Annotated in this window: 29 protein-coding genes; 12 read left to right on the forward strand and 17 right to left on the reverse strand. The window is 70.5% G+C overall.

Annotated features, from left to right (window positions below):
- Positions 1–55 precede the first annotated feature (55 nt).
- On the forward strand, positions 56–316 hold the full coding sequence (gene rpsT, locus BHQ18_RS07445) for a 30S ribosomal protein S20 (protein ID WP_069412947.1): 261 nt from the start codon (positions 56–58) through the stop codon (positions 314–316).
- A gap of 22 nt (positions 317–338) precedes the next feature.
- On the opposite strand, the gene holA is transcribed toward rpsT, so the two are convergent.
- The 3 genes from holA to BHQ18_RS07460 are packed head-to-tail and all read right to left on the reverse strand — an operon-like array spanning position 339 to position 3,666.
- Complete coding sequence (gene holA, locus BHQ18_RS07450; protein WP_069412948.1) at positions 339–1,298, reverse strand: DNA polymerase III subunit delta; 960 nt, start codon at positions 1,296–1,298, stop codon at positions 339–341.
- Positions 1,295–2,839 carry a ComEC/Rec2 family competence protein gene (locus tag BHQ18_RS07455; RefSeq protein ID WP_234794105.1) on the reverse strand — a complete coding sequence of 515 codons (1,545 nt, stop codon included), beginning with the start codon at positions 2,837–2,839 and terminating at the stop codon, positions 1,295–1,297. Before BHQ18_RS07455 ends, holA begins: the two co-directional genes overlap by 4 nt.
- On the reverse strand, positions 2,836–3,666 hold the full coding sequence (locus tag BHQ18_RS07460; protein ID WP_069412949.1) for a ComEA family DNA-binding protein: 831 nt from the start codon (positions 3,664–3,666) through the stop codon (positions 2,836–2,838). Before BHQ18_RS07460 ends, BHQ18_RS07455 begins: the two co-directional genes overlap by 4 nt.
- A gap of 113 nt (positions 3,667–3,779) precedes the next feature.
- Between BHQ18_RS07460 and BHQ18_RS07465 the strand changes: the two genes are divergently transcribed.
- The 3 genes from BHQ18_RS07465 to BHQ18_RS07475 are packed head-to-tail and all read left to right on the forward strand — an operon-like array spanning position 3,780 to position 6,464.
- Positions 3,780–4,511, forward strand: a complete 732-nt coding sequence (locus tag BHQ18_RS07465; RefSeq protein WP_069412950.1) for a hypothetical protein — start codon at positions 3,780–3,782, stop codon at positions 4,509–4,511.
- A gap of 46 nt (positions 4,512–4,557) precedes the next feature.
- A complete protein-coding gene (locus BHQ18_RS07470; protein WP_084293943.1) occupies positions 4,558–5,355 on the forward strand; it encodes an SDR family NAD(P)-dependent oxidoreductase in 798 nt (265 codons plus the stop codon).
- Between the two features lie 23 nt (positions 5,356–5,378).
- Positions 5,379–6,464 carry an NAD(P)H-dependent amine dehydrogenase family protein gene (locus BHQ18_RS07475; RefSeq protein ID WP_069413042.1) on the forward strand — a complete coding sequence of 362 codons (1,086 nt, stop codon included), beginning with the start codon at positions 5,379–5,381 and terminating at the stop codon, positions 6,462–6,464.
- Here the strand turns inward: BHQ18_RS07475 and BHQ18_RS07480 are convergent.
- From BHQ18_RS07480 to BHQ18_RS07530, 11 genes are all read right to left on the reverse strand, one after another.
- Complete coding sequence (locus tag BHQ18_RS07480) at positions 6,424–7,026, reverse strand: maleylpyruvate isomerase family mycothiol-dependent enzyme (RefSeq protein WP_069413043.1); 603 nt, start codon at positions 7,024–7,026, stop codon at positions 6,424–6,426. The two genes, BHQ18_RS07475 and BHQ18_RS07480, sit on opposite strands and share 41 nt — an antisense overlap.
- A 17-nt stretch (positions 7,027–7,043) precedes the next feature.
- Complete coding sequence (locus tag BHQ18_RS07485; protein ID WP_069412952.1) at positions 7,044–7,520, reverse strand: SRPBCC family protein; 477 nt, start codon at positions 7,518–7,520, stop codon at positions 7,044–7,046.
- Positions 7,510–7,833, reverse strand: a complete 324-nt coding sequence (locus tag BHQ18_RS07490) for an ArsR/SmtB family transcription factor (protein ID WP_069412953.1) — start codon at positions 7,831–7,833, stop codon at positions 7,510–7,512. The genes BHQ18_RS07485 and BHQ18_RS07490 overlap by 11 nt, the downstream gene beginning before the upstream one ends.
- 58 nt (positions 7,834–7,891) lie before the next feature.
- Positions 7,892–8,728: a DegV family protein gene (locus BHQ18_RS07495; RefSeq protein ID WP_069412954.1), complete on the reverse strand. Its 837-nt coding sequence runs from the start codon at positions 8,726–8,728 to the stop codon at positions 7,892–7,894.
- Positions 8,719–9,441 (reverse strand): diglucosylglycerate octanoyltransferase, encoded by a 723-nt coding sequence (octT, locus tag BHQ18_RS07500; protein WP_069412955.1) that lies wholly within the window; start codon positions 9,439–9,441, stop codon positions 8,719–8,721. Before octT ends, BHQ18_RS07495 begins: the two co-directional genes overlap by 10 nt.
- Positions 9,431–10,087, reverse strand: a complete 657-nt coding sequence (gpgP, locus tag BHQ18_RS07505; protein WP_069412956.1) for a glucosyl-3-phosphoglycerate phosphatase — start codon at positions 10,085–10,087, stop codon at positions 9,431–9,433. The genes octT and gpgP overlap by 11 nt, the downstream gene beginning before the upstream one ends.
- Positions 10,084–10,467 (reverse strand): ribosome silencing factor, encoded by a 384-nt coding sequence (gene rsfS, locus BHQ18_RS07510; protein ID WP_069412957.1) that lies wholly within the window; start codon positions 10,465–10,467, stop codon positions 10,084–10,086. Before rsfS ends, gpgP begins: the two co-directional genes overlap by 4 nt.
- On the reverse strand, positions 10,464–11,138 hold the full coding sequence (gene nadD / locus BHQ18_RS07515; RefSeq protein ID WP_084293944.1) for a nicotinate-nucleotide adenylyltransferase: 675 nt from the start codon (positions 11,136–11,138) through the stop codon (positions 10,464–10,466). The genes rsfS and nadD overlap by 4 nt, the downstream gene beginning before the upstream one ends.
- Positions 11,139–11,223: 85 nt before the next feature.
- A complete protein-coding gene (locus BHQ18_RS07520) occupies positions 11,224–12,675 on the reverse strand; it encodes a vWA domain-containing protein (protein ID WP_069412959.1) in 1,452 nt (483 codons plus the stop codon).
- Between the two features lies 1 nt (position 12,676).
- Positions 12,677–13,552: an AAA family ATPase gene (locus tag BHQ18_RS07525; RefSeq protein ID WP_069412960.1), complete on the reverse strand. Its 876-nt coding sequence runs from the start codon at positions 13,550–13,552 to the stop codon at positions 12,677–12,679.
- An 18-nt stretch (positions 13,553–13,570) separates the two neighbouring features.
- On the reverse strand, positions 13,571–14,827 hold the full coding sequence (locus tag BHQ18_RS07530) for a glutamate-5-semialdehyde dehydrogenase (protein WP_069412961.1): 1,257 nt from the start codon (positions 14,825–14,827) through the stop codon (positions 13,571–13,573).
- 73 nt (positions 14,828–14,900) lie between these two features.
- Here BHQ18_RS07530 and BHQ18_RS07535 point away from each other — a divergent pair, with 73 nt between their 5' ends.
- The 5 genes from BHQ18_RS07535 (at position 14,901) to BHQ18_RS07555 (ending at position 18,292) form a co-directional block, all read left to right on the forward strand.
- The gene (locus BHQ18_RS07535; protein WP_069412962.1) at positions 14,901–15,794 is read left to right on the forward strand and encodes a PfkB family carbohydrate kinase; all 894 of its coding nucleotides are present in this window, start codon (positions 14,901–14,903) and stop codon (positions 15,792–15,794) included.
- The gene (locus BHQ18_RS07540; protein ID WP_069412963.1) at positions 15,791–16,627 is read left to right on the forward strand and encodes an enoyl-CoA hydratase/isomerase family protein; all 837 of its coding nucleotides are present in this window, start codon (positions 15,791–15,793) and stop codon (positions 16,625–16,627) included. The genes BHQ18_RS07535 and BHQ18_RS07540 overlap by 4 nt, the downstream gene beginning before the upstream one ends.
- Before the next feature lie 110 nt (positions 16,628–16,737).
- The gene (locus BHQ18_RS07545; RefSeq protein ID WP_069412964.1) at positions 16,738–17,067 is read left to right on the forward strand and encodes an ArsR/SmtB family transcription factor; all 330 of its coding nucleotides are present in this window, start codon (positions 16,738–16,740) and stop codon (positions 17,065–17,067) included.
- Complete coding sequence (locus BHQ18_RS07550; protein ID WP_069413045.1) at positions 17,067–17,669, forward strand: cation efflux transmembrane domain-containing protein; 603 nt, start codon at positions 17,067–17,069, stop codon at positions 17,667–17,669. The genes BHQ18_RS07545 and BHQ18_RS07550 overlap by 1 nt, the downstream gene beginning before the upstream one ends.
- A 17-nt stretch (positions 17,670–17,686) precedes the next feature.
- Positions 17,687–18,292: a methyltransferase family protein gene (locus tag BHQ18_RS07555; protein ID WP_069413044.1), complete on the forward strand. Its 606-nt coding sequence runs from the start codon at positions 17,687–17,689 to the stop codon at positions 18,290–18,292.
- 34 nt (positions 18,293–18,326) lie between these two features.
- Here BHQ18_RS07555 and BHQ18_RS07560 read toward each other — a convergent pair whose 3' ends face one another.
- Positions 18,327–20,369, reverse strand: a complete 2,043-nt coding sequence (locus BHQ18_RS07560; RefSeq protein WP_069412965.1) for an NAD(+) synthase — start codon at positions 20,367–20,369, stop codon at positions 18,327–18,329.
- 43 nt (positions 20,370–20,412) lie between these two features.
- Between BHQ18_RS07560 and BHQ18_RS07565 the strand changes: the two genes are divergently transcribed.
- The 3 genes from BHQ18_RS07565 to BHQ18_RS07575 are packed head-to-tail and all read left to right on the forward strand — an operon-like array spanning position 20,413 to position 22,506.
- On the forward strand, positions 20,413–20,952 hold the full coding sequence (locus tag BHQ18_RS07565) for a cysteine hydrolase family protein (RefSeq protein WP_069412966.1): 540 nt from the start codon (positions 20,413–20,415) through the stop codon (positions 20,950–20,952).
- Between the two features lie 40 nt (positions 20,953–20,992).
- Positions 20,993–21,829: an NAD-dependent protein deacetylase gene (locus tag BHQ18_RS07570; RefSeq protein ID WP_069412967.1), complete on the forward strand. Its 837-nt coding sequence runs from the start codon at positions 20,993–20,995 to the stop codon at positions 21,827–21,829.
- A gap of 8 nt (positions 21,830–21,837) precedes the next feature.
- Positions 21,838–22,506, forward strand: a complete 669-nt coding sequence (locus BHQ18_RS07575) for a hypothetical protein (RefSeq protein WP_234794106.1) — start codon at positions 21,838–21,840, stop codon at positions 22,504–22,506.
- A gap of 15 nt (positions 22,507–22,521) precedes the next feature.
- On the opposite strand, the gene proB is transcribed toward BHQ18_RS07575, so the two are convergent.
- Positions 22,522–23,622, reverse strand: coding sequence for a glutamate 5-kinase (gene proB, locus BHQ18_RS07580; protein ID WP_069412968.1), 1,101 nt, complete (start codon positions 23,620–23,622; stop codon positions 22,522–22,524).
- A complete protein-coding gene (gene obgE / locus BHQ18_RS07585) occupies positions 23,619–25,085 on the reverse strand; it encodes a GTPase ObgE (protein WP_069412969.1) in 1,467 nt (488 codons plus the stop codon). Before obgE ends, proB begins: the two co-directional genes overlap by 4 nt.
- Positions 25,086–25,095 lie beyond the last annotated feature (10 nt).

The following is a 25,095-nucleotide window of genomic DNA, read 5'->3' on the forward strand; positions in this document are numbered from 1 at the left end:
GGGCGCCTACCAGACTTTGGGCAACCCCTAACCGGATTTACGAAGGACTACACGCGTGGCCAACATCAAGTCGCAGGAAAAGCGGATCAAGACCAACGAGCGGCGCCGGCTGCGCAACAAGTCGGTCAAGTCGTCGCTGCACACGGCGGTCCGCGGCTTCCGGGCGGCCGTCGAGGCCGGCGACAAGGACAAGGCCACCGAGCTGCTCGCCTCGACCAGCCGCCAGCTGGACAAGGCCGCCAGCAAGGGCGTGATCCACAAGAACCAGGCCGCCAACCGCAAGTCGGCGCTCGCCTCGGCGCTCAACAAGCTCTGATCGACGCGCGCGCTCCTCGAGTTCAGTCCTCGATGAGTTCGGCGACCTTACGGACCGTCGACTCCAACGCGTAGTCCGCATCCGCGGCGGCGCCCTTCACATCGGCATTGAGCGCGGCCACCAGACGCATCGCCTCGGCGACCGAGGTGCGTGACCACCGCCGCGCCTGTTTCTGCGCCTTCTGCACGCGCCACGGCGGCATGCCCAGCTCCGACGCCAACCGGTAGGGGTCCCCCGACAGCGGGCCGACCCGGGCGATCGTGTGCACGGCTTCGGCCAGCGCGTCGGCGAGCACCACGTGCGGCTCCCCGCGCATCATCGCCCACCGCAGCGCTTCGGCCGCACCGGCGACGTCACCGACGACCGCCTTGTCGGCGATGTCGAACCCCTTCACCTCCGCCTTGCCGGAGTGGTAGCGGCGCACCGCGGCGGCGTCGACCGCACCGCCGGTGTCGGTGACCAGCTGCGAGCAGGCCGCCGCCAGTTCGCGAAGGTCCGAGCCGATGGCGTCGAGCACCGCGGTCACCGTGTCGTCGCCGACTTTCGCTTTCAGCGTGCGGAATTCACGCCGCACGAAGTCAGCGCGGTCGGCGGCCTTGGTGATCCTCGCGCACGGGTGCACTTGTGCGCCAAGCTTTTTGAGTTGTTCGGCGAGAGCCTTCGCGCGGCCGCCGCCGGAGTGCACGACGACGAGCACGGTGCCCGGCGGCAGATCCGCTGCGGCGTCGGCGATCAGCGTGACGGCGTCCTTGCCCGCCTCGCCCGCGGATTCGAGGACCACGACCCGTTCCTCGGCGAACAGCGACGGGCTCAACAGTTCGGCGAGCTCGCTGGTGCTGACGTCGCCGGCGCGCAGCCGGTCGACCGGCACGTCCTGGGTGCCGGCCTTGACGCGCGCGTCCCGCAGCACGGCCGCGACCGCGCGTTCGACGAGCAACTCCTCGTCCCCGAGCACCAGGTGCAACTGCGACTCTTCGCTCACCCCCCGATCGTGTCACGTCCGCCCGACAGGCCCGAAACCGTCCACGCCAGCAGGCAGATCGTCGCCCCGAACGCCGCGCGGCGCACCCACCGCCAGCGCCACGCGCCGACGAGCGCGATCCCCGCGGCCGCGATCACCGCCGCGCCGGCCGGGCCGGACGGCACCGCGAGCGAGGCGCCCGGCACGCTCGCCGCCCACCGCGCGACGCCCAGCAGCCACCACAGCTCGGGGCCGGTGAAGCGGATCAGCAGCCCCGCGCCGGCCGGCCACAGCGGGCTCAGCGCCGCGGCCGCGGTACCGAGCACCGTGATCGGCACGACGACGGGCGCCACCGCGAGGTTGGCCGCCACGGCCACGACGCTGAACGTTCCCGCCATGCCCGCGACGAGCGGCGCGGTGACCAGTTGCGCGGCGACCGCCACGCTGACCGCATCGGCCAGCGGTTTGGGCCACCCGCGCGCGACCAGCCGACGCGACCACACCGGGGCGATCACGACGAGCGCGGCCGTCGCCGACACCGACAGCGCGAACCCGATGTCGACCGCCAGCTCGGGCGCGGCGATCATCAGCACGAGCACGCTGGCCGACAGCGCCGGGATGGCCTGGCGCCGCCGGTACGACAGCACCGCCAGCAGCGTGATCGCGCCCATCACCGCGGCGCGCAGCACGCTGGCGGTGGGTTGGACGACCACGACGAACGCCAGCAGCGCGACGGCGGCGACGGCGACCGCGAAGCGGGGCCCGATCAGCCCGGCCGACAGCAGCACCGCTCCGCACACGATCGTGACGTTGGCCCCCGACACCGCGGTCAGGTGCGTCAGCCCGGCCGCCCGGAACTCCTCGGTGGTTGGGCGCGGAACCGCCGAGGTGTCGCCGAGCACCAGCGCCGGCAGCGTCGCGGCCTGATCGACCGGCAGCGAGCGGCGGGCGGCGGCGGCGAACTCGGCACGCACCCCGTGCGCCGCCCGGTGGATGGCCGCTGCCTCACCCAGCGTCGGGTCGCCGACCGCGGACAGCACCGCGACCGTCAGGTCGCGCCGGGTCGGCCGGCCGATCCGCGCTTTCAGCCGTACCGGGGTGCCCGCGGTCAGCTCGGCGACATCGCCGGTCGAGGCGAAAACCACGACCCGGCCGGATACTTCGTGGCCGTCGAGCAGCAGCAGCGAGGCGCGGAACATCGTGCGCGCGCCGATCACCCGCGGTGTCTCGGTGGGCGTGACGACGACGGAGGCGAGCGTGCCGTAGCGCTGCGCCACCGGGTGCTCACGCAGTTGGCCGACCTGCAGCCCGATCGCGACCGCGAACGCGCACCCCACCGCCGCGACCGCCAGCACGCCCGGGCCGACGGTTCGCCCGCCTGGCCGGCGCGCATCAGCGAACCACCCGACCGCGGCCGTCGCTGCGACCGCGACGAGGGCGGCGAGCACCGCACCCGCGGTGTGCCAGAGGATGCCCGACGCGGTCACCGCCCAGGCGGTGACTGCCGCCGGAACCAGGCGCAGATCGAGTGGGCTCGCGTCGGCGCCGTCCACCGACGTCACACATGGACGAGGTTGCGCAGCTTCTCCAGCCGCGCCGGTCCGATGCCGTCGACGTCGCCGAGTTGTTCAACCGAGGAGAACCGGCCGTTGGCGTCGCGCCAGGCGATGATCGCCGTCGCGGTCACCGGCCCGATCCCCGGGAGGGCGTCGAGTTGTTCGAGGGTCGCGGTGTTCAGGTCGACCGAGCCGCCCTGCGGTGCGTCGAGCCCCTGCGCGGGCGGTGCGCCCGCCGTCGTCGCGGTGTCGGCGTTGACCGAACTTCCCATCGCGGTGGGTTCGCCCGGCGGCGCGGCGATCCCGACCACGATCTGCTCACCGTCGCCCACCCGTCTGGCCATGTTCAGGCCCAGCAGGTCGGCGCCGTCGAGCGGCCCGCCGGCGGCGGTGAGCGCGTCGGCGATCCGCGCCCCCGCATCGAGGGTGACCAGCCCGGGTTTGTGCACCAGCCCGACCACGCTGACCACCACGGGCCCGGCCGGTTCGGCGCTCGGCGTCGGGCTGGCCGACGAGACCATCTGTACCGGAGGCAGTTTCGCCGCGGCCACCGCCGGGCTGTCATTGCGCATCAGCACGAAGACCGTCACCAGAACCGCGACCGCGCCGAGGCCGGCCAGCCCGAGCATGCCGGCCCGGCCGGGGTCGGTCCGCACGGTCGCCACCCACCCCGCCACACCGCCGTTCGGGGTGTCGGGCAACCAGCGGGTCAACGCGGTGTCCGGCGGGTCGTCACCCTCGGCGTCGCGGGAGCCGGGTTCGGCGCCGGGGCAGGTCTCGACACCGGCGCCCAGCCGTCGTTGCAGTCGCTGCGCAGGCAGTTCGGTTCGCATGTGTCGAACGCTAGGCCCGGGTGCCGACGCCCAGATGCGACCGGGGCGGCGCACGACGCGCCCTGGGGATGAAATCAGCGTTGGGGATAACCGGCATGTCTACAGTTGTCGCTGTGGAGCGTCGTGTGCCGATCGCCGCCGGCGTCACGTTCGCGGTGCTGTACGGCGTTGCGCTGGCGACGGTTCCGCCGCTGCCCCGAATCGGCGAGTCCGGCCTGGCCGTCGTCGCCCACATCAACGACAACGCCACCGCGATGCGCACGCAGGCGCTGCTGGTGGCCTTCGCCGCGCTCGCGCTCGTCGTCGTGCTCAGCCACGTCCGCAGCCGGCTCGCCGGCGCGTACGCCTATATGTTCACCATCGGCTCGGCGCTGGTGCTGACGAAGATCACCGTCGCGACGTGGTTCACCGCGGGTCTGGCGCTGCACCCGAGCGAACTCGGGTCCGCGACCGCACGCACGCTCGCCGACGTCGTGTCGATGTCGATGCCGATCCTCACGGTGGCCAACATCATGGTGGCCGCGCCGGTTCTGTTGGCGGCGAACGAGGGTCGGTTCCCGCGCTGGGTCGGGATCGCCGCCGCGGTGTTCACCGTCGAGCAACTGATCGAGACCATCACGATCATCGGGCCGCCCGGCAGCTTCATCTCACCGGGTGGACCGATGAACATCTACCTGGGCGGCCCGCTGTTCGTCGCGTTCTTCCTCGCGCTGGGGGTGGCGTTGTCGCTGCCCGAAGACGGCGGCGAGGACACCGACGCGGACACCCTCGACGCGCCGACCGATGCTCCCGACGAAACCGGAACCGGGCCCGACGCTCCCGCCGACGAATCGTCGGAGCGGTAATCCGCCGATCTGCGCCCACGATGCCGCTAGCATTCCCCGGGTGACTCTGCAGCGATACACCGACCGTCGAGTGCTGATCACCGGAGCCGGGTCGGGCATCGGACAGGCCACCGCGCTGCGCATCCTCGACGAAGGCGGCACCGTGGTCGCGGCCGATGTCAGCGAGTCCGGGCTGGCCGACACCCGAACCAAGGCCGGCGATTCCGGCGCACGGCTGACCACCACGGTGGTCGATGTGGGCAGCGAGGACTCGGTGATCGACGGCGTGGCCTCGGCCGTGGCCGCGATGGGCGGACTCGACGCGCTGGTCAACGGCGCGGGCATCCTGCGCTCCTGGCACTTCACCGACACCACGCTCGCCGATTTCGAGCACGTGCTGCGGGTGAACCTGATCGGGACGTTCCTGGTCACCCGAGCGGCGATACCGGCGCTGCTCACCGGGACCGCGCCCGCGGTGGTGAACTTCAGCTCCACCTCGGCCAACTACGCGCACCCGTACATGGCGGCGTACGCGGCGTCCAAGGGCGGGATCCAGGCGATGACGCACACTCTGGCACTGGAGTTCAGCAAGGCCGGAATCCGCTTCAACTGTGTACAGCCGGGTTCCATTTCGTCGGGAATGACCGACGGCACAGGGCAATCCAGGCAGAGCATCGGGCCGGGCCTGCCTGAGGACGCCGACTACACGCTGTTCGGCAAGATCACGCCGACGCTGGCGGTCGAGGGCGGCGGGATGTTCGCCCGACCCGACGCGGTCGCCGCCGTCGTTGCCATGCTCGCCGCGCCCGAGGCGTACTTCGTCACCGGCACCGAGGTCCGCATCGACGGCGGCACCCACATGTGACCGATTGGCACCGAGGAGAATTCGTGACACCGAAGCTGCGCGTCATCCAGTGGACCACCGGCAACATCGGCCGACGATCGCTGCACGCGATCCTCTGCCGCGACGACATGGAGCTGGTCGGGGTGTACGCCCACGGCGCGGACAAGGTCGGTGTCGACGCCGCGGACCTGGCGGGCTGGGGCCGACCCACCGGGGTCGCGGCCACCAACGACATCGGCGCGCTGCTCGCGCAGAAGCCCGACGCGTGCTGCTACAACCCGTTGTGGCCGAACGTCGACGAGTTGGTGGCCCTGCTGGAAGCCGGGGTCAATGTCTGCTCCAGCGCGGCGTGGATCACCGGCGGCAAGCAGACTCCCGACGACCTCGACCGCATCCGAAAAGCCTGCGAGAAGGGCAATTCCACGATCTTCGGCAGCGGGGCGCACCCGGGGATGTCGAACATGGTCGGCATGGTGCTCAGCGGCGCATGCGAGCGGGTCGACGAGATCCGCATCACCGAGTCGGTGGACTGCTCGACCTACGAGTCGGCGGGCACGCAGACCGCGATGGGTTTCTCCCAGGACCCCGACACACCGGGTCTGGCCGAGTCGGTCCGCCGCGAGAGCGAGGTGTTCGCCGAATCGGCGGCGATGATGGCCGACGCGATCGGCGCACGACTGGACCGGATGACCTTCGACGTCGAGTTCACCGCCGCCACCGGTGATTCGGACCTCGGCTTCATGCAGATCCCGAAGGGAACGGTCGCGGGGGTCTACGGCTACCACCGCGGCTGGGTCGGTGAGCGCAACGTGGTCAGCGTCGGGTTCAACTGGATCATGGGTGAACACGTCACCCCACCCAAGCCGCTCGAACACGGGCATGTGATCCAGGTTTTCGGGCTTCCGAACATGCGCACGGTGCTGCACTGCCTGCCGCCGCGGGACTGGACCGAGCCGGGTTTCATGGGCCTGGGCATGATCTACACCGCGCTGCCGGTCACCAACGCGGTGCCCGCCGTCGTCGCCGCGCCGCCGGGGATCGTCACGCTCAAGGATCTGCCCCCGGTCACCGGCCGCGTGGCCGGCCAGCTCAGAGCCGCTGCGCCAGAGTCGCTTTCCCCGGGCCGTTGAGGTCGGCGAGCGCCGCAGGCCGCCCGGTCATCGCCATCATCAGCGCCTCGCCCGGCCCGCTGACCTCCGGGCCGCTGCCGTGCCGCCAGTCGACGTCGGTTGCGCGCAGCGTCAGTCCCCTGATCCGGCGTCCGGCACCCAGCCGGGGATTGCCCGGGATCAGCGGCAGGATCCGCGCCAACCGGTCCGCCGGCATGACGCGGGGGCGGTCCAGGGCACGCCGGATGTCCTGGTGGTGCACGGTGCCGTCGACGAGGGCGATCATCCCGCCGAACCCGGCCGTCAGACCCGACGGTGTCAGGTGACGGCGCAGTCGGTCGAGCAGTTCCTCGGTCGACAGCCCGGACAGTTCGTCGACACCGACCTGGTTGGTGCGCACCACCCAACCCTTGGCGAACCGGCGCGCCAGCGCAGGAACGCCCAGCCCCTCATAGCTGACGACGTGCGCGACAACGTCTTTGACCGTCCACCGCGTGCACAGGCTGGGACGCGACCATTCCTGTGGAGTCAGGTCGGCCAGCAGTTCGGCCAGGTCGGCCCGCTCGGCGTGGGCCAACTGCATGAGGTCGGGTGCCGGCGTCACCGGTCGACCAGGTCGATGTAGCGGCGAAGGTACAGCGGCCAACCGCCGTCGCCGTCGACACCGGAGGCCACCGCCTCCCAGCCGTCGCCGTGGCGGTCGATGTGGCGGTGTTCGAGTGTCACGCGGGTCCGCCCGTCGGGTTGCGCGGTGAACAGCACCTCGACCTCGCTGGCCTTCTCGGGGTCGGACTGGACCTGCCACGTCGGGCCGATGTCCCACATGAACACCACGCGGTCGGGCGGTTCGTAGGCGACGACCCGGGCCCATCTGCACTCGCTGCCGTCGCTGCCGCGGTCGTAGATGTGCCCGCCGACGCGGGCCTCGAACACCGTCTCGACGATCGGCACCCCGAGCAGGTTGTGCTCCCGGGGTTTGAAGTCGCCGAAGCGCTCGGTGAACACCGAAAACGCCTTCTCGATCGGCGCTTTGACGGTGATCTCGTGCCGGACGACGGTCGCACGGTCAGCGGTCATGATCGCTCTCCTCTTCGACGATCCGCTGGAAGCCCTCCAGGGCCCGCATCCAGAACCGGTCGAGTTCGTCTCGCATGGCCGCGAGGCCGGCCGGTTCCAATTGGTAGACGCGCCGGGTCCCGTCGGCGCGATCGCACACCAGACCGGCCCGCTTGAGCACCTTGAGGTGTTGGGACACCGCCGGACGGCTGACCGGCAGCTCACGGGCCAGCTCACCGACTGCCATGGGCCGGTGCGCGAGCCGCTCGACGATGGACCGTCGGGTGCGGTCGGCCATCGCCACCCACGCATCGGCCTCTTGGTAAGCCGTCACGAACGGTAAGTTATCACTTACCGATAGTCGTGGCAACGAGGTCGTCGAGGGGCAGGAACTACTCCGCGGTCTGGACGACGACGCCGATCGCCCCGGCGCCGACGTGAATCGACAGCACCGGTCCCATATCGCAGACCGACAGCGACTCCACCTGCGGCAGGCGGTCGGTCAACGCGGCGCCGACCTGATCGGCGCCGTCGTGGTTGTCGACGTGGTGCACCGCGATCGACGCGCGTCGTTCGCCCACCAACTCGACGACGCGGTCGATCATCGCGGCATGTGCCTTGCCGATCGTGCGGATGCGCTGATCGAGCACCAGGCGGCCGTCGACGTCGAGGCGCAGCAGCGGTTTGAGCGACAGCGCGGTCCCGAGCCAGGACGCCGCGGTCCCGATCCGGCCGCTGCGCCGCAGGTTGTCGAGCCGGTGCACGACGATGAACGCGTGGTTGCGCTCCACGGCCGAACGCGCTGCGGCCTCAACGGAATCCACGTCGGCGCCGGCCGCGGCGGCGTGCGCGGCGGCCAGCGCGACGAACCCGACGCCCATCGCCGCCGACCGCGAGTTCACCACCCGCACCGCCGAGCCGAACTCGCGGGCGGCCTGCACGGCCGAGCTGTAGGAGCTCGACAGCGCCGCCGAGAGGTGCACCGCCACAACGCCGTCGCCGCCGCTGTCGCGCAGCGCATGCTGGTAGGTCTCGGCCAGATCGGCGGGCGACGCGCCGGCGGTGGTGGCCCGCGGCACCGCGTGGATGTCGTAGGGCACCTCGTCGATACCGTCGCGGAGATCGATCAGGTCGACCAGCACGTGCAGCGGGACCTGACGGATGTTCCACTGCTTGCACTCGTCGGGCGCCAGTCGCGACGACGAGTCGGTGACCACCACTACGGACATGGGATGCCGGCTTCGGCGAGCGCCTTGAGCATCAGGTCGGCCACCGCGCGATGCCCCTCGAAGTTCCAGTGGATCCCGTCCGGGTTGCCCTGCCCGCTCATCACGTACTCGCCGACCGCGGCCTTGAGGTCGACGAGCGGAACATCATGGCGCTCCGCCCATTCGGTGATCGCCCGCACGGTTCCCTCACGGCCGTGATGGGCCCGCCCGTAGGTGTCGGCGATGTGCACCGACGGCAGACAGGCCACAACGGGTATGCCGGGCCGGTTGAAATCGATGGCGCCGCGCGTCATCTCGAGGTACTCGGCGGTCAGGTGCGGCGGCAGGGCCGCGCGCGACACCGGCGACAGCCGTGGCTGCAGCCAGCCGTAGCCGTCGCGCACCCAGCGCCGCAGGAACGGCGGCCGCACGTAGCGGATCAGTTCGCGCAGCGCGGTCGGCAGCGGTGAGGGCAGCGAGTCCATCCCGCCGGTCGCGAACACCACGGCGCCCGCCCGCGGCAGCGCTGCCCACGCCCGCGGGTCCTGCGTCGCCGCCCACCACACGTCGCGGGAGGTCCAGCCGATCCTCCCGATCACCTCGACGTCCCAGTCCAGCTGGGCGGCAACGAGGTTCGGCCAGATCCGAGGGTCGTCGGCGGGCAGCCCGCCGGTCGGGCCGTAATAGGACAGCGAGTCGCAGAAGATCAGCAGCGTCGGACGCTCAGAGGACATCGCCGGCCACCTGCGCCGAGGCGTTCCACACGTCGAGGCGCCATCGCAGGCCCCCGGGGTCGCCGTGCCCGGACAGCTGCACCCAGCTGGCGTTGCCCATACCGCCCAGGATCGGCCAGTTCTCGACCGGCAGATCGAGCAGCGCGGCGGTCAGTGCCGCGATCAGCCCGCCGTGGGCGACCAGCACCACCGGACGGTCGGGGTCGACGGCGCCCCAGTCGGGGTAACGCTCGATCAGCTCGGTCACCGCGGGCAGGCTGCGCGCGGCGACGTCGACCCGGCTCTCCCCGCCGGGCGGCGCCCAGCGAGAGTCGTTGCGCCACACCAGCCGAGCCCCGGGCGCTATGGCGTCGACCTCGTGGTGCGTCATCCCCTGCCACTCCCCCAGATGGGTTTCGCGCAGCCGGGTGTCCACGTGCACCGGCAGGCCGGCGCGCTCGCCGAGCGCCACCGCGGTGTCCGAGGCCCGGCGCAGATCCGAGGACACGACCACCAGTGGCTGGCGCTTGGCCAGCACCTCGGCCGCCGCAACGGCCTGCTCGCGGCCCAGGTCGGTCAGGTCGGTGTCGAGTTGACCCTGCATCCGGCTACCCGCGTTGTACTCGGTCTGGCCGTGCCGCAGCATCACCAGTCGGCGCACCCTCACTGCTCACCGTCCGGGGCGGGCGAGTCCAGGTCGACCGGCAGTACCGGGCAGTCACGCCACAACCGGTCCAGCGCATAGAAGTTGCGCTCGTCCTGGTGCTGGATGTGCACCACGATGTCGACGTAGTCGAGCAGCGTCCAACGACCTTCCCGGGTGCCCTCGCGACGGGCGGGCTTGTGGCCGGCCTGACGCATCTTCTCCTCCACCTCGTCGACGATCGCGTTGACCTGCCGCTCGTTGGAGGCCGAGGCGATGACGAAGCAGTCGGTGATGACGAGTTGGCCGGAGACGTCGATGACGACGACGTCGTCGGCGAGTTTGGACGCGGCCGCCCGCGCGGCCACGGTGGCCATCTGGACGGCTTCGTCGGAGGCGCTCATTCGTGCTTCCCCTGTGTTGTGAGTGGTTGGGCGGCATAGAGTTTGCGTTTGGTGACGTACTGGACCACACCGTCGGGGACCAGATACCAGATCGGCCGGTTCTGTCCGGCGCGCTCGCGGCAGTCGGTCGAGGAGATCGCCAGCGCGGGCACCTCGACGAGTTGCAGCGCGTCCTCGGGCAGTTCCTTGATCGCGGCCGCGACGTGCTTGCCGTCGAGTTCGTAACCGGGTCTGCTCACGCCGACGAAACTGGCGATCGCGAACATCTCCTCCCAGTTCTGCCACGTCAGGATCGAGGCCAGCGCGTCGGCGCCGGTGATGAAGAACAGGTCGGCGTCCGGGTTGAGCCGGTGCAGGTCGCCGAGGGTGTCCTTGGTATAGGTGGGCCCGCCGCGGTCGATGTCGACGCGACTCACGCTGAACCGGGGGTTGGACGCCGTGGCGATCACCGTCATCAGGTAGCGGTCCTCGGCGGCGGTGACGGCGCGCTTCTGCCACGGCTGACCGGTCGGCACGAACACCACCTCGTCGAGCTCGAACCGGTCGGCCACCTCGCTGGCGGCCACCAGGTGACCGTTGTGGATGGGGTCGAACGTCCCACCCATCACGCCGAGCCTGCGCCGAAGAGCCACAAACAGGCAGCTTACGGGAGCAGCCGAGCCGGCCGACATCCCGGCGAGCAGACATAGAATCGCCCACATTCGCGGTTTTTTGTGCGATTCCGCGTCTGCTCGCGGGGATGAGGCGCGGGGATAATCAGACCGGCAGGAGCGCGTCGATCACGCTGGCCAGCTGCTTGGCCGAGCGGCACTCGTGCATCGTGATGACGTCCTCATACCGCGGCACCGCCGAGTCGCCGCTGCCCCACAGGTGGCGCGGTTCGGGGTTGAGCCAGTGCGCGTGGCGGCTGGAGTTCACCATGTGCGCGAGCAACTCGACCTCTGGGTTGCGGTAGTTGTTGCGGCCGTCGCCGAGCACCAGCAGCGCGCTGCGCGGCGAGAGCACATTGGGCCAGCGGTCCATGAACGACACGAACGCGTGCCCGTAGTCGGAGTGTCCGTCGCGGGTGTACACCCCGGCCTCGCGGGTGATCCGCTGCACGGCCACCGCCAGGTCGGCGTCGGGGCCGAACAGTTCGGTGACCTCGTCGGTGGTGTCGATGAAAGCAAAGACGCGGACCCGGCTGAACTGCTGGCGCAGCGCGTGCACCAGCAGCAGCGTGAAGTGGCTGAACCCGGCCACCGAGCCGGACACGTCGCACAGCACCACCAGTTCGGGCCGCGCCGGGTGCGGCTTCTTGAGCACCACGTCGATCGGCACCCCGCCGGTGGACATCGACTTGCGCAGCGTCTTGCGCAGGTCGATCTCGCCGGCGCGGGAACGGCGCCGCCGTGCGGCCAGCCGCGTCGCCAGCGTGCGGGCCAGCGGCTGCACCACCCGCCTCATCTGGCGCAGCTGGTCGCCGGAGGCGCGCAGGAACTCGACGTTCTCGGCGAGCTGCGGCACCCCGTACATCTGCACGTGGTCACGGCCGAGCTGTTCGGCGGTGCGCCGCTTGGTCTCCCCTTCGACCATCTTGCGGAGCTGGTTGATACGTTGCGCGGCAAGCGCTTTGGCGATCTGCTCCTGGGTCGGCGTCGGCTCGTCACCGTAGGGCGCCAGCAATCCGGCCAGCAGCCGGCCCTCGAGGTCGTCGAGGTTCATCGCCTTGAGCGCCTGATACGACGAGTACGACGGCCCCCGACTGGAGTTGTACCGGCCGTAGGCCTCGACGATCTGGGCGATCATCGCGGCCAGCCGTTCGTCGAGGTTGGCCAGATCCTCGTTGTCGGCGAGCATGTCGAGCAGCGCCGAGCGCATCGCCTCGACGTCCTCGGGGGGCAACCCCTGGTCGTCGGACTCGGAGTCGTCGTCGTCCGACTCCGTCAGTACGGTCTTGGCGCCCAGCGCCGCCGGGAACCACAGGTCGAACAGGGCGTCGTAGGTGTCGCGATGGTCGGGGCGGCGCAGCACCGCGCACGCGATGCCCTCGCGCAGCGCCTCGCGGTCCTGCACACCGAGCACCGACACCACCCGGCCGGCGTCGACGGTCTCCGACGGCCCTACCGAGATACCTTGTCCGCGTAGCGCTTCGACGAACCCGACCAGATGGCCGGGTATGCCGTGCGGCGCCAGCGGCTGCGGTGGGCGGGTCCGGCGGAAGGCCATGTCAGTTCAGCCTCAGCTCGCCGGAGGCCTTGATCTGGTCGGACTGGTGTTTGAGCACCACACCGAGGGTGGCGGCGATCGTCGCGTCGTCGAGCGTGTCGAGCCCGAGCGCAAGGATGGTCCGGCCCCAGTCGATGGTCTCGGCCACCGACGGCAGCTTCTTAAGCTGCATCCCGCGCAGCACGCCGATGACCTTGACCAGTTCGTCGGCCAGCCGCTCGGGCAGCTCCGGCACCCGCGACAGCAGGATGCGCCGCTCGAGTTCGGCGTCGGGAAAATCGATGTGCAGGAACAGGCACCGACGCTTGAGCGCCTCGGACAGTTCGCGGGTGGCGTTGGAGGTCAGCACGACGAACGGCGGCCGCTCGGCGGTGATGGTGCCCAGCTCCGGGACCGTCACGGCGAAGTCGGACAGCACCTCGAGCAGCAGGCCTTCGATCTCGATGTCGGCCTTGTCGGTCTCGTCGATCAGCAGCACGGTGGGGTCGGTGCGCCGGATCGCGGTCAGCAGCGGCCGCGACAGAAGGAACTCCTCGGAGAAGACGTCGTCGCGGGTGCTGTCCCAGTCACCATGTCCGGCCTGGATGCGCAGGATCTGCTTGGCGTGGTTCCACTCGTAGAGCGCGCGGGCCTCGTCGACACCCTCGTAGCACTGCAGCCGCACCAGCTCCGAGCCCGTCGACTGCGCGACCGCGCGGGCCAGTTCGGTCTTGCCGACGCCCGCCGGCCCCTCCACCAGCAGCGGCTTGCCCAGCCGGTCGGCGAGGAACACCGCGGTCGCGGTGGCGGTGTCGGGCAGGTAGCCGGTTTCGGCCAGCCGCCTGCCGACATCCTCGATGTCGGCGAACAGCGGCGCAGGACGCGCAGGGACACTCACGGAATCGGTCTCCTCATATCAGGCCGGGCGGGTGTGGCCAGTAACGGGCGAGCCCCACACAATCCACTTGGTTGACGTCAGTTCGGGCAGACCCATCGGTCCGCGGGCGTGCAGCTTCTGGGTGGAGATGCCGATCTCGGCGCCGAACCCGAACTGCTCACCGTCGGTGAACGCCGTCGACGCGTTCACCATCACCGCGGCCGCGTCCACCCGTTCGGTGAACCGTTGAGCGGCGGCCAGATCGGTGGCCACGATGGCCTCGGTGTGCCCGGTGCCGAATTCGTTGATGTGCGCGATCGCGGCGTCGACGCCGTCGACCACCGCCACCGCGATGTCCATCGACAGGAACTCGGCCCGCAGGTCGTCCTCGGACGGGTTGTCGTGCACGGTGACTCCGGCCTCGCGCAGCGCCGCGGTCAGCCGGGGCACCGCGGTGTCGGCGATCGCGGCGTCGATCAGCACGGACTCGGCGGCGTTGCAGACGCTGGGCCGGCGGGTCTTGGCGTTGAGCAGGATGCGCTCGGCGACATCGAGGTCGGCCGAAGAGTGCACATACACATGGCAGTTGCCGACGCCGGTCTCGATCGTCGGCACCGTCGCCTCGCGCACCACCGCGTCGATCAGCCCGGCCCCGCCGCGCGGGATCACCACGTCGACCAGCCCGCGCGCCTGGATGAGGTGGATGACGCTGGCGCGGTCCTCGCTGGGCAGCAGCTGCACGGCGTCGACCTCGAGCAGTTCGGTGGCCAGCGCGGCGCGCAGCGCGTTGACCAGCGCGGCGTTCGACCTGGCCGCCGACGAGCTGCCGCGCAGCAGCACGGCGTTGCCCGACTTCAGCGTCAGCCCGAACGCGTCCACGGTGACGTTGGGCCGGCCCTCGTAGACGATGCCCACGACCCCGAGCGGCACGCGTTGCTGACGCAGCTGCAGACCGTTGGGCAGGGTGCGTCCACGCAGCACCTCGCCGATGGGGTCGGGCAGGCCGGCGACCTGGCGCAGACCGCCGGCGATCCCGTCGATGCGGTTCGGGTTCAGCGCCAACCGGTCGAGCATGGCCTCCGGGGTGCCGGCGGCGCGCGCGGCCGCCAAATCGGCCTCGTTGGCTTCCAGGATCTGGCCGGCCGACATCAGCACGTGGTCGGCGGCGGTGTTCAGCGCGCGGTTCTTGGTCTCGGTGCTCAACGTGGCCAGCGCGCGCGAGGCGGCGCGCGCCCGGCGGGCCGCGTCGTGGACCTGCGAGCGCAGATCCAGTCCCGAAGGTGCCTGCACACTCATCGATCCAGGGTATCGAACGGTGTTCAGGCGTTCGACACGTGTCAGCTGGGTGCGCTGGGTTAGCTTTGGCGTCATGGTGGCGCGCGACTGCAGCCGGGTGTGCGTGGTGGGCAGCGTCAACGCCGATCTGACGTTCTCCGTGGCGGCGCTGCCGCGGCCCGGCCAGACCGTGCTGGCGTCGAATCTCGCGGTCGCACCAGGCGGCAAGGGCGGTAACCAGGCGGTCGCGGCGGCCAGGGCGGGCGCGACGGTGCAGTTGGTCGCCGCGCTCGGTGACGACGCTGCCGCCGCCGGATTGCGCGAGCACCTCGCGGGCAACGGGATCGGCCTCGACGGTGTGGTCACGGTGCCCGGTCCCAGCGGCACGGCCGCCATCGTCGTCGACGCCGGTGCCGAGAACACGATCGTGGTCGCGCCGGGGGCGAACGCGTCGCTGCGCGTCGACGCGCCCGAACTGCGCGCCGTCATCGCCGGCAGCGACGTCGTGCTGATGCAACTGGAGATCCCGATGACGACGGTGCTCGCGGCCGCCGAGGTGGCGCGCGCGGCCGGTGCGGTCGTCGTCGTCAACGCCTCCCCCACCGGTGCGCGACCGCACGAGCTGCTGGCCCTGTCCCGCCTGGTCGACGTCGTCGTCGTCAACGAGGCCGAGGCCGGCGAATGGCATTGGCCGGTACCGCATCTGGTGATCACCCGCGGTGCGCGCGGGGCCAGTTACCTCGGTGACGGGGAACGCTTCGACGTGCCGGCCCCGGCGGTGCGGGCGGTGGACACCACCGGCGCGGGCGACGTGTTCGCCGGCGTGCTGACGGCCGCCTGGCGCTCTGGCCACGAGATCGCGCTGCGGCGGGCCTGCGCGGCGGCGGCGCTGTCGACGCTGGTGCCCGGCGCCGGCGACTGCGCACCGTACGCCGACGCCATCGACGACGCTGTATCGGAACCGAACCAACCAGAAAGGCACCTATGACAGCCGCCGACCCGACGACGACCGCCCCCCGACCCCCCGACGGTGACTGGCTGGGCACGCCGTACCTGAAGTTCAGCCGCGAGGGCGCGTTCGGTGTGTGCCGCCTGGACCGGCCGCAGGCGCGTAACGCGATGACGCCTGCGATGTACTTCGGGATCCGCTACGCGGTGCGCCACGTCGACGCCGACCCGGACCTGGCCGGTCTGCTGATCACCGGCACCGGTGACGTGTTCGCCCCGGGCGGGGACATGGGCGGCGGTGACGGCAGCGACGACTGGCTGACATTCGGCTCGGCGCTGGGCATGGACGTGACCCCGTTCGAGACGCTGCGCCAGTCGGTCAAGCCGGTGGTGGCCGCGGTCAACGGGCTGTGCCAGGGCGGCGGGCTGCAGATCGCGCTGTGCAGCGATATTGCGGTGGTCAGCGACCGCGCCACGTTCCGGGTGCCCGAGTTGCTGCGCGGCATCGCCGACACGTACTACAGCCAGATGCTGACGCGGCTGATCGGGCCGGTGCGCACCCGCGACCTGATGTTCACCGGGCGCACGCTGAGCGCGCAGGAGGCCTACGAGTGGGGCATGGTGGCTCGCGTCGTGCCGCACGACGAGCTTCTCGACACGGCCCGCGAGGTGCTCACCCAGTGCAGCCGCACCGCGCCGGGCGCCCGCGGGGTGATCAAGTCGAACATCGACAACTACCTCGGCCTGTACGACCGCATCGGCATGCAGGCCAGCCTGTCGGCGCCCGAGGTGGTCGAGGGGTTCCGGGCGTTCAAGGAGCGCCGCTCCCCCGAGTGGGTGCATCCCGACCTGCGCATCGACGGCCGCCTCTAGAGGCGCGATTTCGGTGCGCTACCAGTCGGTGAGCGATCGGTAACGCCCCCAAACCGCGACATAACGGTTCAAGGTTAGCTGAATTCAGCTGAGGATGTACTGTCTACCGCATGCAGACAGTCACCCACAGCGACGCGCTGTCGCGTTTCGGTTGCGCGTTGTCCGATCCGACCCGCGCGGAGATCCTGCTGATGCTGCGCGACGGGTCCGGCTACCCCGCCGAGATGGCCGACAAGATCGGCGTCTCGCGGCAGATCCTGTCCAACCACCTGGCGTGCCTGCGGGGCTGCGGGCTGGTCGTCACGCACCCCGAGGGCCGTCGCACCCGCTACGAACTGTCCGACCGGCGCATCGCCCACGCCCTCGACGACCTCGTCGGACTGGTGCTCGACGTGGACCCGGCCTGCTGCCCGGCCAGCGCCGAGGACGCGTGCTGCTGATGACGGCGCCCACCCGGCGCGCTGTGCTCGCCCGGCGCATCCGGTTGCTGGTCGCGGCGACGATCACCTACAACGTGGTCGAGGCGGTCGTGGCGCTGGCCGAAGGCGCCCGCGTCTCGTCGGCGGCGCTCGTCGGGTTCGGACTGGACTCGGTCGTCGAGATCGCGTCGGCGGCCGCTGTGGCGTGGCAGTTCTCCGCGCGCGACCCGGAGACGCGCGAGAAGACCGCGCTGCGGTTCATCGCGTTCTCGTTCTTCGCGCTGGCCGCCTACGTCACCGTCGACGCGCTGCTGGCGCTGACCGGCCGCGGTGAAGCCGAGCCGTCCGTCATCGGCATCGTGATCGCGGCGCTGAGCCTGGCGATCATGCCCGCCCTGTCGTTGGCGCAACGACGCGCGGGCCGCGAATTCGGTTCCGCCTCAGCGGTCGCCGATTCCAAGCAGACGCTGCTGTGCACCTACCTGTCGGCGATCCTGCTGGCGGGCCTGGTGCTCAACAGCCTGTTCGGCTGGTCGTGGGCCGATCCGGTCGCGGCGCTCGGCATCGCCGCCATCGCCGTCCGTGAAGGCGTCAACGCGTGGCGCGGCGACCCGTGCTGCTGATCCAGGGAGGTCTCATGATGCCCATCGTCGCCCTCACGCTGTTCGTGGTGTTCGCTGTGCTCGGATTCGGTTGGCGCAGTTGGCAACAGAAACGCCGCACCGGGTCGACCGGGTTCCGCGGTGTCAGCGGCGCGCCGTGGTCTGCGGAGTGGTTGGCCGGCGTCGGTTTTGTCGTGGCGATGGCCGCCGCGCTGGCCGCTCCGATCCTGCAGCTCGCCGGCGTGGTGCATCCGCTGGTCGACAGCCCGGTCCTCAACGTCGCCGGGGTTGCGGTGGCGGTCACGGGGATCGCCGCGACGCTGTACGCGCAGGTCGACATGGGCGAATCCTGGCGGATCGGGGTCGACGCCGCGGAGACGACGACGCTGGTGCGCCGCGGGGTGTTCGGCTGGGTGCGCAACCCGATCTTCACCGCGATGCTGGTGTTCGCGGCGGGGCTGACGCTCCTCACGCCGAATCCCGTTGCCGTCGCCGGGTTCGCGCTACTGGTGGCGACGATCGAAGCGCAGGTGCGCATCGTCGAGGAGCCCTACCTGCTCACGACGCACGGCGACGACTACCGCGACTACCTCGCGACCGTCGGCCGGTTCGTGCCCGGGGTCGGACGCGTGGTTTCGGTGTAGTTGGTGGCGCTGACCGCATCCAACTACACCGAAATCACTCCTCGGGGATCTCGCGTTCGATCTCGTCGAGCCAGGTGCGGGCCGACATGTCCGACGGGGCGCGCCAGTCACCACGCGGCGACAGCGACCCACCGTGCGACACCTTCGGCCCGTTGGGCACCGCCGATCGCTTGAACTGCGCAAACGAGTAGTACCGTTGCGCGAACACTTGCAGCCAGTGCCGAATCTCCTTGAGCGAGTACGACGGCCGCTTGTCGTCCGGATAGCCCGGCGGCCACTGACCGCGCTCGGCGTCGCTCCACGCGTGCCAGGCCAGAAACGCCACCTTCGACGGCCGGAACCCGAACCGCAGCACCTGGAACAGTGAGAAGTCCTGCAGCACATACGGTCCGACCTTGGACTCGCTGCTCTGGATCTCCTCGTCCTCGCCGGCGGGCACCAGTTCCGGGGAGATCTCGGTGTCGAGCACCGACTGCAGGACCTCGTTGACCGCATCATCGAACTGCCCTGACGTGATCACCCAGCGGATCAGGTGCTGGATCAACGTTTTCGGTACACCGCCGTTGACGTTGTAGTGCGACATCTGGTCACCGACGCCGTACGTCGACCAGCCGAGCGCCAGCTCGGACAGATCCCCGGTGCCCAGTACGATCCCGCCGTGCTGATTGGCCAGCCGGAACAGGTAATCGGTGCGCAGACCGGCCTGCACGTTCTCGAAGGTGACGTCGTAGACCTTCTCGCCGCGGCCGAACGGGTGGTCCATGTTCTCCAGCATCAGCTGCGCGGTGGACTTGATGTCGAGTTCGGTGAACGTCACGCCCAGCGCCTCGGCCAACCGCAGCGCGTTGCCCTTGGTCCGGTCACCGGTGGCGAACCCCGGCATCGTGTAGGCCAGAATGTCGCTGCGGGGCCGCTGTTCGCGGTCCATGGCCCGGGCCGCGACGATCAGCGCGTGTGTGGAGTCCAGGCCGCCGGACAGCCCCAGCACGATCTTGGGATAGTTCAGCGCCCGCAGCCGCTGCTCAAGGCCGGACACCTGGATGCTGTAGGCCTCGTAGCAATCCTGTTCCAGCCGTTGGGCATCCGACGGCACGAACGGGAACCGCTCGATGTGGCGCAGCAGCCCGACGTCGCCGGCCGGCGGGTCGAGCACGAACTCCACCCGACGGAACTCGTCGGTGCTCGCACCGTGATGCCTGCGGTTGTCGTCGAACGTGCCCATCCGGAGGCGTTCGGCGCGAATCAATTCCAGGTCGACGTCGGCGACCGAGCGTCGCTCCCCCTTCGGGAACCGCTCGGACTGCGCGAGGCATTCGCCGTTCTCCCAGATCATCGTCTGCCCGTCCCACGCGAGGTCGGTGGTCGACTCGCCCTCCCCCGCCGCGGCGTAGACGTAGGCCGCCAGGCAGCGCGCCGACGCCGAACGCGCCAGCAGGCAGCGGTCTTCGGACCGGCCGATGGTGATCGGGCTGCCGGACAGGTTGGCCAGCACCGTCGCCCCGGCCAGCGCCGCCGACGCGCTCGGCGGGATCGGCACGAACATGTCCTCACAGATCTCGACGTGCAGTACGAAGCCCGGCATGTCGGTGGCGGTGAACAGCAGATCCGGGCCGAACGGCACGTCCGCGCCGCCCATCCGGATCGAGCCGCGCACGTCGTCACCCGGCGCCATCTGGCGGCGCTCGTAGAACTCGCGGTAGGTCGGCAGGTAGGACTTGGGCGCGACGCCGAGCAGCCGGCCGCGATGGATCACCACGGCGGTGTTGTAGATCCGGTGCCGGTAGCGCAGCGGGGCGCCGATCACCAGCACCGGCATCAGGTCGGCGGACGCGGCGACGACGTCGAGCACGGCGTCCTCGACCGCGTCGAGCAGCGCGTCCTGCATCACGATGTCCTCGATCGAGTACCCCGACAGCGTCAGCTCCGGGAACACCGCCAGCGCGACGTTGTCGTCGTGGCAGGCCTTCGCCATGCGCAGCACCGATTCGGCGTTGGCGCGCGGATCGGCCAGCGTCGTGTGATGCGTGCAGGCGGCGACCCGAACGAACCCGTGCCGGTACGCCGAATAGAAATCCATGCCTCATTGTTGCCCGAAAACAGAACCGGGTATGCAGGAGCCCATGAGTGACACCGCCGTGCTGGTCGTCGACATGATGAACACCTACCAGCACCCCGACGCCGACAAGCTGGCCCCGCACGTCGCCGAGATCATCGATCCGCTGGCCCGGCTGGTCGCCGAGGCGCGCGACCGCGACGACGTCGAGTTGATCTACGTCAACGACAACTACGGCGACTTCAGCGCCGAGTTCAGCGACATCGTGGACTCGGCGCTCCACGGTGAGCGCCCCGACCTGGTCGAACCGATCGTCCCGCAGAAGGGCTGCCGGTTGATGACCAAGGTGCGCCACAGCGCGTTCTACGCCACCTCGCTGGCCTACCTGCTCAGCCAGCTCAAACCCGAACGCGTGATCCTCACCGGCCAGGTCACCGAGCAGTGCATCCTCTACACCGCGCTGGACGCCTACGTGCGGCACTTCCCGGTCGTCGTGCCGCCCGATGCGGTCGCCCACATCGACCCCGAGCTCAGCGACGCGGCGCTGAGCATGATGCGCAGCAACATGAGCGCCGAGATCATCCCGGCGGCCAACTGCCTCCAATGAGTTTCGGCGGCCGGTGAACCGACCGCCTACCCTGGACACGGTGGAATCTCCGGAACTGATCGCGCTGCTGCGCGGGCGCCGCGTCGCGGTACTCACCGGCGCGGGCATGTCCACCGACTCGGGCATCCCCGACTACCGCGGCCCGGACTCCCCGCCGAGCAACCCGATGACGATCCAGCAGTTCACCTCCGATGCGGTGTTCCGGCAGCGGTACTGGGCCCGCAACCACGTCGGCTGGCGCCACATGGACGACAAGATGCCCAACGCCGGGCACCGCGCACTGGCCATGCTGGAACGTGCCGGCGTCGTCACCGGCCTGATCACCCAGAACGTCGACCTGCTGCACACCAAGGCCGGCAGCCAGGCGGTGGTGGACCTGCACGGAACGTACGCGCGGGTGATGTGTCTGCACTGCGGTCACGCGATGTCACGCGCGGCGCTGCACGACCTGCTCACCGCCGCCAATCCGGGCTTTCTGGAACGCGCCGAGGCCGTCGGCGCCATCGCGGTCGCCCCCGACGCGGACGCCAGACTCGAGGACACCTCCCAGTTCCGCGTGGTCGACTGCCCGGGCTGCGGCGGCATGCTCAAACCCGACATCGTCTACTTCGGCGACAGCGTCCCCAAAGCCCGCGTGGCGCAGGCCTATTCGATGGTCGACGACGCCGATGCGCTGCTCGTCGCGGGCTCGTCGCTGACCGTGTACTCCGGATACCGGTTCGTCAAGCACGCCGCGGCGACGGGGAAGCCGGTCGCGATCATCAACCGGGGGCCCACCCGCGGCGACGACCTGGCCACGGTCAAGGTCGACAACGGTTGCTCGCCGATGCTGGCGTTGTTGGCCGACGAACTGCCCGAAGTCGCGGCATCGGCTTGAATGGCGGCGTGACGACAACCTCAGACGACGCGTCGTGGCTGCAGGCACTGCTGGACCGCCGCAGACCCGATCCCGGCCCGGTCACCGGGCGGTGGGCGCTCGGCGTCGGCGACATGATCGCCGAGCACTCGCTGGTCCCCAACCGGTTGCGCGGCCTGGTGCGCAAGCTCAACCACTTCGGCGGGGTGGCCATCAGCGAGGAGGGCGTCGAGTTCGACGGTGACTCCGTCGAATGGGCCGACGTGGAGGAGATCCGCACCCGCAGCCTGATCGAGTACCTGTTCACCGGCGGCGTCGACAAGCAGGTCGACAAGTTGCCGCTGCCGTGGTTCCCGTTCCGCCGCAAGGTGATCGGCGCTGTCTCGCGGGCCGCGCTGACGCTGCTGCTGGCCGCGGCCAAACAGCAGCTCGACGGTGGCGCGCTGGAGATCCGGATCCCCGCCGAGGTGCGCTACGACGGGTTGTTGCGCACCCGCGAACTCTCGCCGGGCATGCTGGCCGCGGTGATCCTCGCCGACCCCGCGGTGCGCGGGTGCCTCGAGGCGACGGCGCGCGCACATGACGTGGCGCTGCGTCCGGCCGACGACGACGTGATGGACGACGCCGACGAACGCGCCGAGCAGATCAAGGCGACTCTCAACGGGATCGCCGCGCGTATCCAGTCGCTGGGTGGGTAGCCCGTCGAAACCGCCTCAGACGGCGACCAGGTCGTCGGCGTGTACTGCAGGTCGGCGCATCTCCGGCGGCAGATCCGACGTCGACCGGCCCAGCATGGTCGCCAGTTCGCCGCGGTCGTAGGCCACCACCCCGCGCGCGACCATCGTCGCGTCCTGAGCGCGCAACTCGACGACGTCGCCGCCGTAGAAGCGGCCCGACACCGCCGTGATACCGGCGGGCAGCAACGACCTACGTTGCTGGACAACAGCTTTCACCGCACCGTCGTCGAGGGTCAGCGCACCGGAGGCCTCCGCGGCGTAGCGCACCCAGAACCGCCGCGCCGACATCCGCTCGGGGCGGGGGGCGAACACCGTGCCCACCGACGCGTCGGCCAGCGCGGTGGCCGCATCCGCGGCGGCGGCCAGCAGCACCGGCACCCCGGCATCGGCGGCCAGCAGCGCCGACGACAGCTTCGAGGCCATGCCGCCGGTGCCCAGGCTGCTGCCCCGACCCGCCACCACCCCGTCGAGGTCCTCGGGTTGTGACACTTCGGGGATGAACCGCGCGTCGCCTTTCCGCGGATCCGCGTCGTAGAGCCCGTCGATGTCGGACAGCAGCACCAGCGCATCGGCGCCGACGAGATGCGCGACCAACGCCGAGAGCCGGTCGTTGTCGCCGAAGCGGATCTCGTTGGTGGCGACGGTGTCGTTCTCGTTGACGATCGCGACCGCGTGCAGCGCACGCAACCGGTCAAGGGTGCGCTGAGCGTTGGTGTGCTGCACCCGCATCGAGATGTCGTGCGCGGTGAGCAGCACCTGGCCGACGGTGCGCTGATACCGGCCGAACGCCGCGCTCCAGGCGTTCACCAGCGCCACCTGCCCGACGCTGGCGGCGGCCTGTTTGGTGGCCAGGTCGGCGGGCCGCTTGGTCAGCCCCAGCGGTTCGATACCGGCCGCGATGGCACCGGAGGACACGATCACCACGTCGGAGCCGGACTTCATCCGCCGCTCGATCGCTTCGACCAGCGTGGCGAGCCGGCCCGCGTCGAACACGCCGGTCGGGGTGGTCAGCGCGGTGGTGCCGATCTTGACGACGACGCTGCGCGCCGAGCGGATCGCTTTGCGGTGCCGGCTCACGACGCACCGCCGTCGTCGGCGCTCTCCGATCCGGGGCGCCGGCGTTCCCGTCGCGCGGCCTTGCGTTCGGCCGCGCCGACGCGGTCGGTCTGCTCGAGCCGCTGATCGGTGCCGCGACCCGACATCGGCGTGTCGACACCGGCGGGGGTCTGCGGTTCCCAGTCGAACGTCATGTCGCCGATGGTGACCGCGCAACCCGGGCGCGCGCCCTTCTTGAACAGCTCCTCTTCGACGCCGAGCCGGGCCAGCCGGTCGCCGAGATAGCCGACGGCCTCGTCGTTGTCGAAATCGGTTTGGGCCACCCACCGTTCGGGGCGCACCCCGCGCACCACGAAACCACCCTGGCCGTCGGATTCGACGGAGAACCCGCTCTCGTCGACGGGCACGGGGCGGATGACGGGTCGACGCGGCACCACCGCGGGTTGGGCCTCGCGGTACGCCGACACCATCTCCCACAGCGCGAAGGTCAACTGCCGCAACCCTTCCCGGGTCACCGTCGACACCTCGAAGACCGGCCAGCCGTACCGGCGAGCGACCTCGTCGCGGACGAACTCGGCCAGTTCGCGGGCGTCGGGCACGTCGATCTTGTTGAGCACCACCGCACGTGGGCGTTCGGCGAGATCGCCGAGCGTGGTGTCGCCCTGCAGCGTCGGGGTGTAGGCGGCCAGTTCGGCCTCCAGCGCGTCGATGTCGGAGATCGGGTCGCGTCCGGGCTCCAGCGTCGCGCAGTCCACCACGTGTGCGAGCACCGCGCAGCGTTCGATGTGGCGCAGGAAGTCCAAGCCGAGACCGCGGCCCTCCGAAGCGCCCGGGATCAGGCCCGGCACGTCGGCGACGGTGAACGTGTTGTCGCCGGCCGACACCACCCCGAGGTTGGGCGCCAGCGTGGTGAACGGGTAGTCGGCGATTTTCGGTTTGGCCGCCGAGATCACCGACACCAGCGAGGACTTGCCCGCCGACGGGAAGCCGACCAACCCGACGTCGGCAACGGTCTTGAGTTCCAGGGTGAGGTCGCGGACCTGCCCCTTCTCGCCGAGCAGCGCGAATCCGGGTGCTTTGCGGGCCCGCGACGCCAGCGCCGCGTTGCCCAGGCCGCCGCGTCCGCCGGCCGCCGCTTCGAACCGGGTGCCCGCACCGACGAGGTCGGCGAGCAGTCGGCCGTTCTCGTCGAGCACGACGGTGCCGTCGGGCACCTTGACCTCGAGGTCCGCGCCGGCCGCGCCGTCCCGGTTGCTTCCGGCGCCCTGCTTGCCGGACGGCGCGACGACGTGGGGATGGAAGTGGAAGTCGAGCAGCGTGTGCACCTGCGGGTCGACGACCAGAAAGACGCTGCCGCCGCGACCGCCGTTGCCGCCGTCGGGTCCACCGAGGGGTTTGAACTTCTCGCGGTGCACCGAGGCGCACCCGTTACCGCCGTTGCCGGCCCGCGCATGGATCACCACGCGGTCGACGAACCGGGGCATCGAACTTCCT

Origin of the sequence: Mycolicibacterium flavescens (assembly GCF_001722335.1) — a bacterium.
Taxonomy (GTDB): Bacteria; Actinomycetota; Actinomycetes; order Mycobacteriales; family Mycobacteriaceae; genus Mycobacterium; species Mycobacterium flavescens.

Bases quoted from the DNA above. Each gene is read 5' to 3' on its own strand.
- BHQ18_RS07460 (WP_069412949.1), bottom strand. From the start codon at position 3,666: ATGCGAACCGAACTGCCTGCGCAGCGACTGCAACGACGGCTGGGCGCC.
- BHQ18_RS07480 (WP_069413043.1), bottom strand. From the start codon at position 7,026: ATGCAGTTGGCCCACGCCGAGCGGGCCGACCTGGCCGAACTGCTGGCC.
- BHQ18_RS07485 (WP_069412952.1), bottom strand. From the start codon at position 7,520: ATGACCGCTGACCGTGCGACCGTCGTCCGGCACGAGATCACCGTCAAA.
- BHQ18_RS07495 (WP_069412954.1), bottom strand. From the start codon at position 8,728: ATGTCCGTAGTGGTGGTCACCGACTCGTCGTCGCGACTGGCGCCCGAC.
- octT (WP_069412955.1), bottom strand. From the start codon at position 9,441: ATGTCCTCTGAGCGTCCGACGCTGCTGATCTTCTGCGACTCGCTGTCC.
- rsfS (WP_069412957.1), bottom strand. From the start codon at position 10,467: ATGAGCGCCTCCGACGAAGCCGTCCAGATGGCCACCGTGGCCGCGCGG.
- nadD (WP_084293944.1), bottom strand. From the start codon at position 11,138: ATGTCGGCCGGCTCGGCTGCTCCCGTAAGCTGCCTGTTTGTGGCTCTT.
- BHQ18_RS07520 (WP_069412959.1), bottom strand. From the start codon at position 12,675: ATGGCCTTCCGCCGGACCCGCCCACCGCAGCCGCTGGCGCCGCACGGC.
- BHQ18_RS07530 (WP_069412961.1), bottom strand. From the start codon at position 14,827: ATGAGTGTGCAGGCACCTTCGGGACTGGATCTGCGCTCGCAGGTCCAC.
- BHQ18_RS07535 (WP_069412962.1), top strand. From the start codon at position 14,901: ATGGTGGCGCGCGACTGCAGCCGGGTGTGCGTGGTGGGCAGCGTCAAC.
- BHQ18_RS07540 (WP_069412963.1), top strand. From the start codon at position 15,791: ATGACAGCCGCCGACCCGACGACGACCGCCCCCCGACCCCCCGACGGT.
- BHQ18_RS07545 (WP_069412964.1), top strand. From the start codon at position 16,738: ATGCAGACAGTCACCCACAGCGACGCGCTGTCGCGTTTCGGTTGCGCG.
- BHQ18_RS07550 (WP_069413045.1), top strand. From the start codon at position 17,067: ATGACGGCGCCCACCCGGCGCGCTGTGCTCGCCCGGCGCATCCGGTTG.
- BHQ18_RS07555 (WP_069413044.1), top strand. From the start codon at position 17,687: ATGCCCATCGTCGCCCTCACGCTGTTCGTGGTGTTCGCTGTGCTCGGA.
- BHQ18_RS07560 (WP_069412965.1), bottom strand. From the start codon at position 20,369: ATGGATTTCTATTCGGCGTACCGGCACGGGTTCGTTCGGGTCGCCGCC.
- BHQ18_RS07565 (WP_069412966.1), top strand. From the start codon at position 20,413: ATGAGTGACACCGCCGTGCTGGTCGTCGACATGATGAACACCTACCAG.
- obgE (WP_069412969.1), bottom strand. From the start codon at position 25,085: ATGCCCCGGTTCGTCGACCGCGTGGTGATCCATGCGCGGGCCGGCAAC.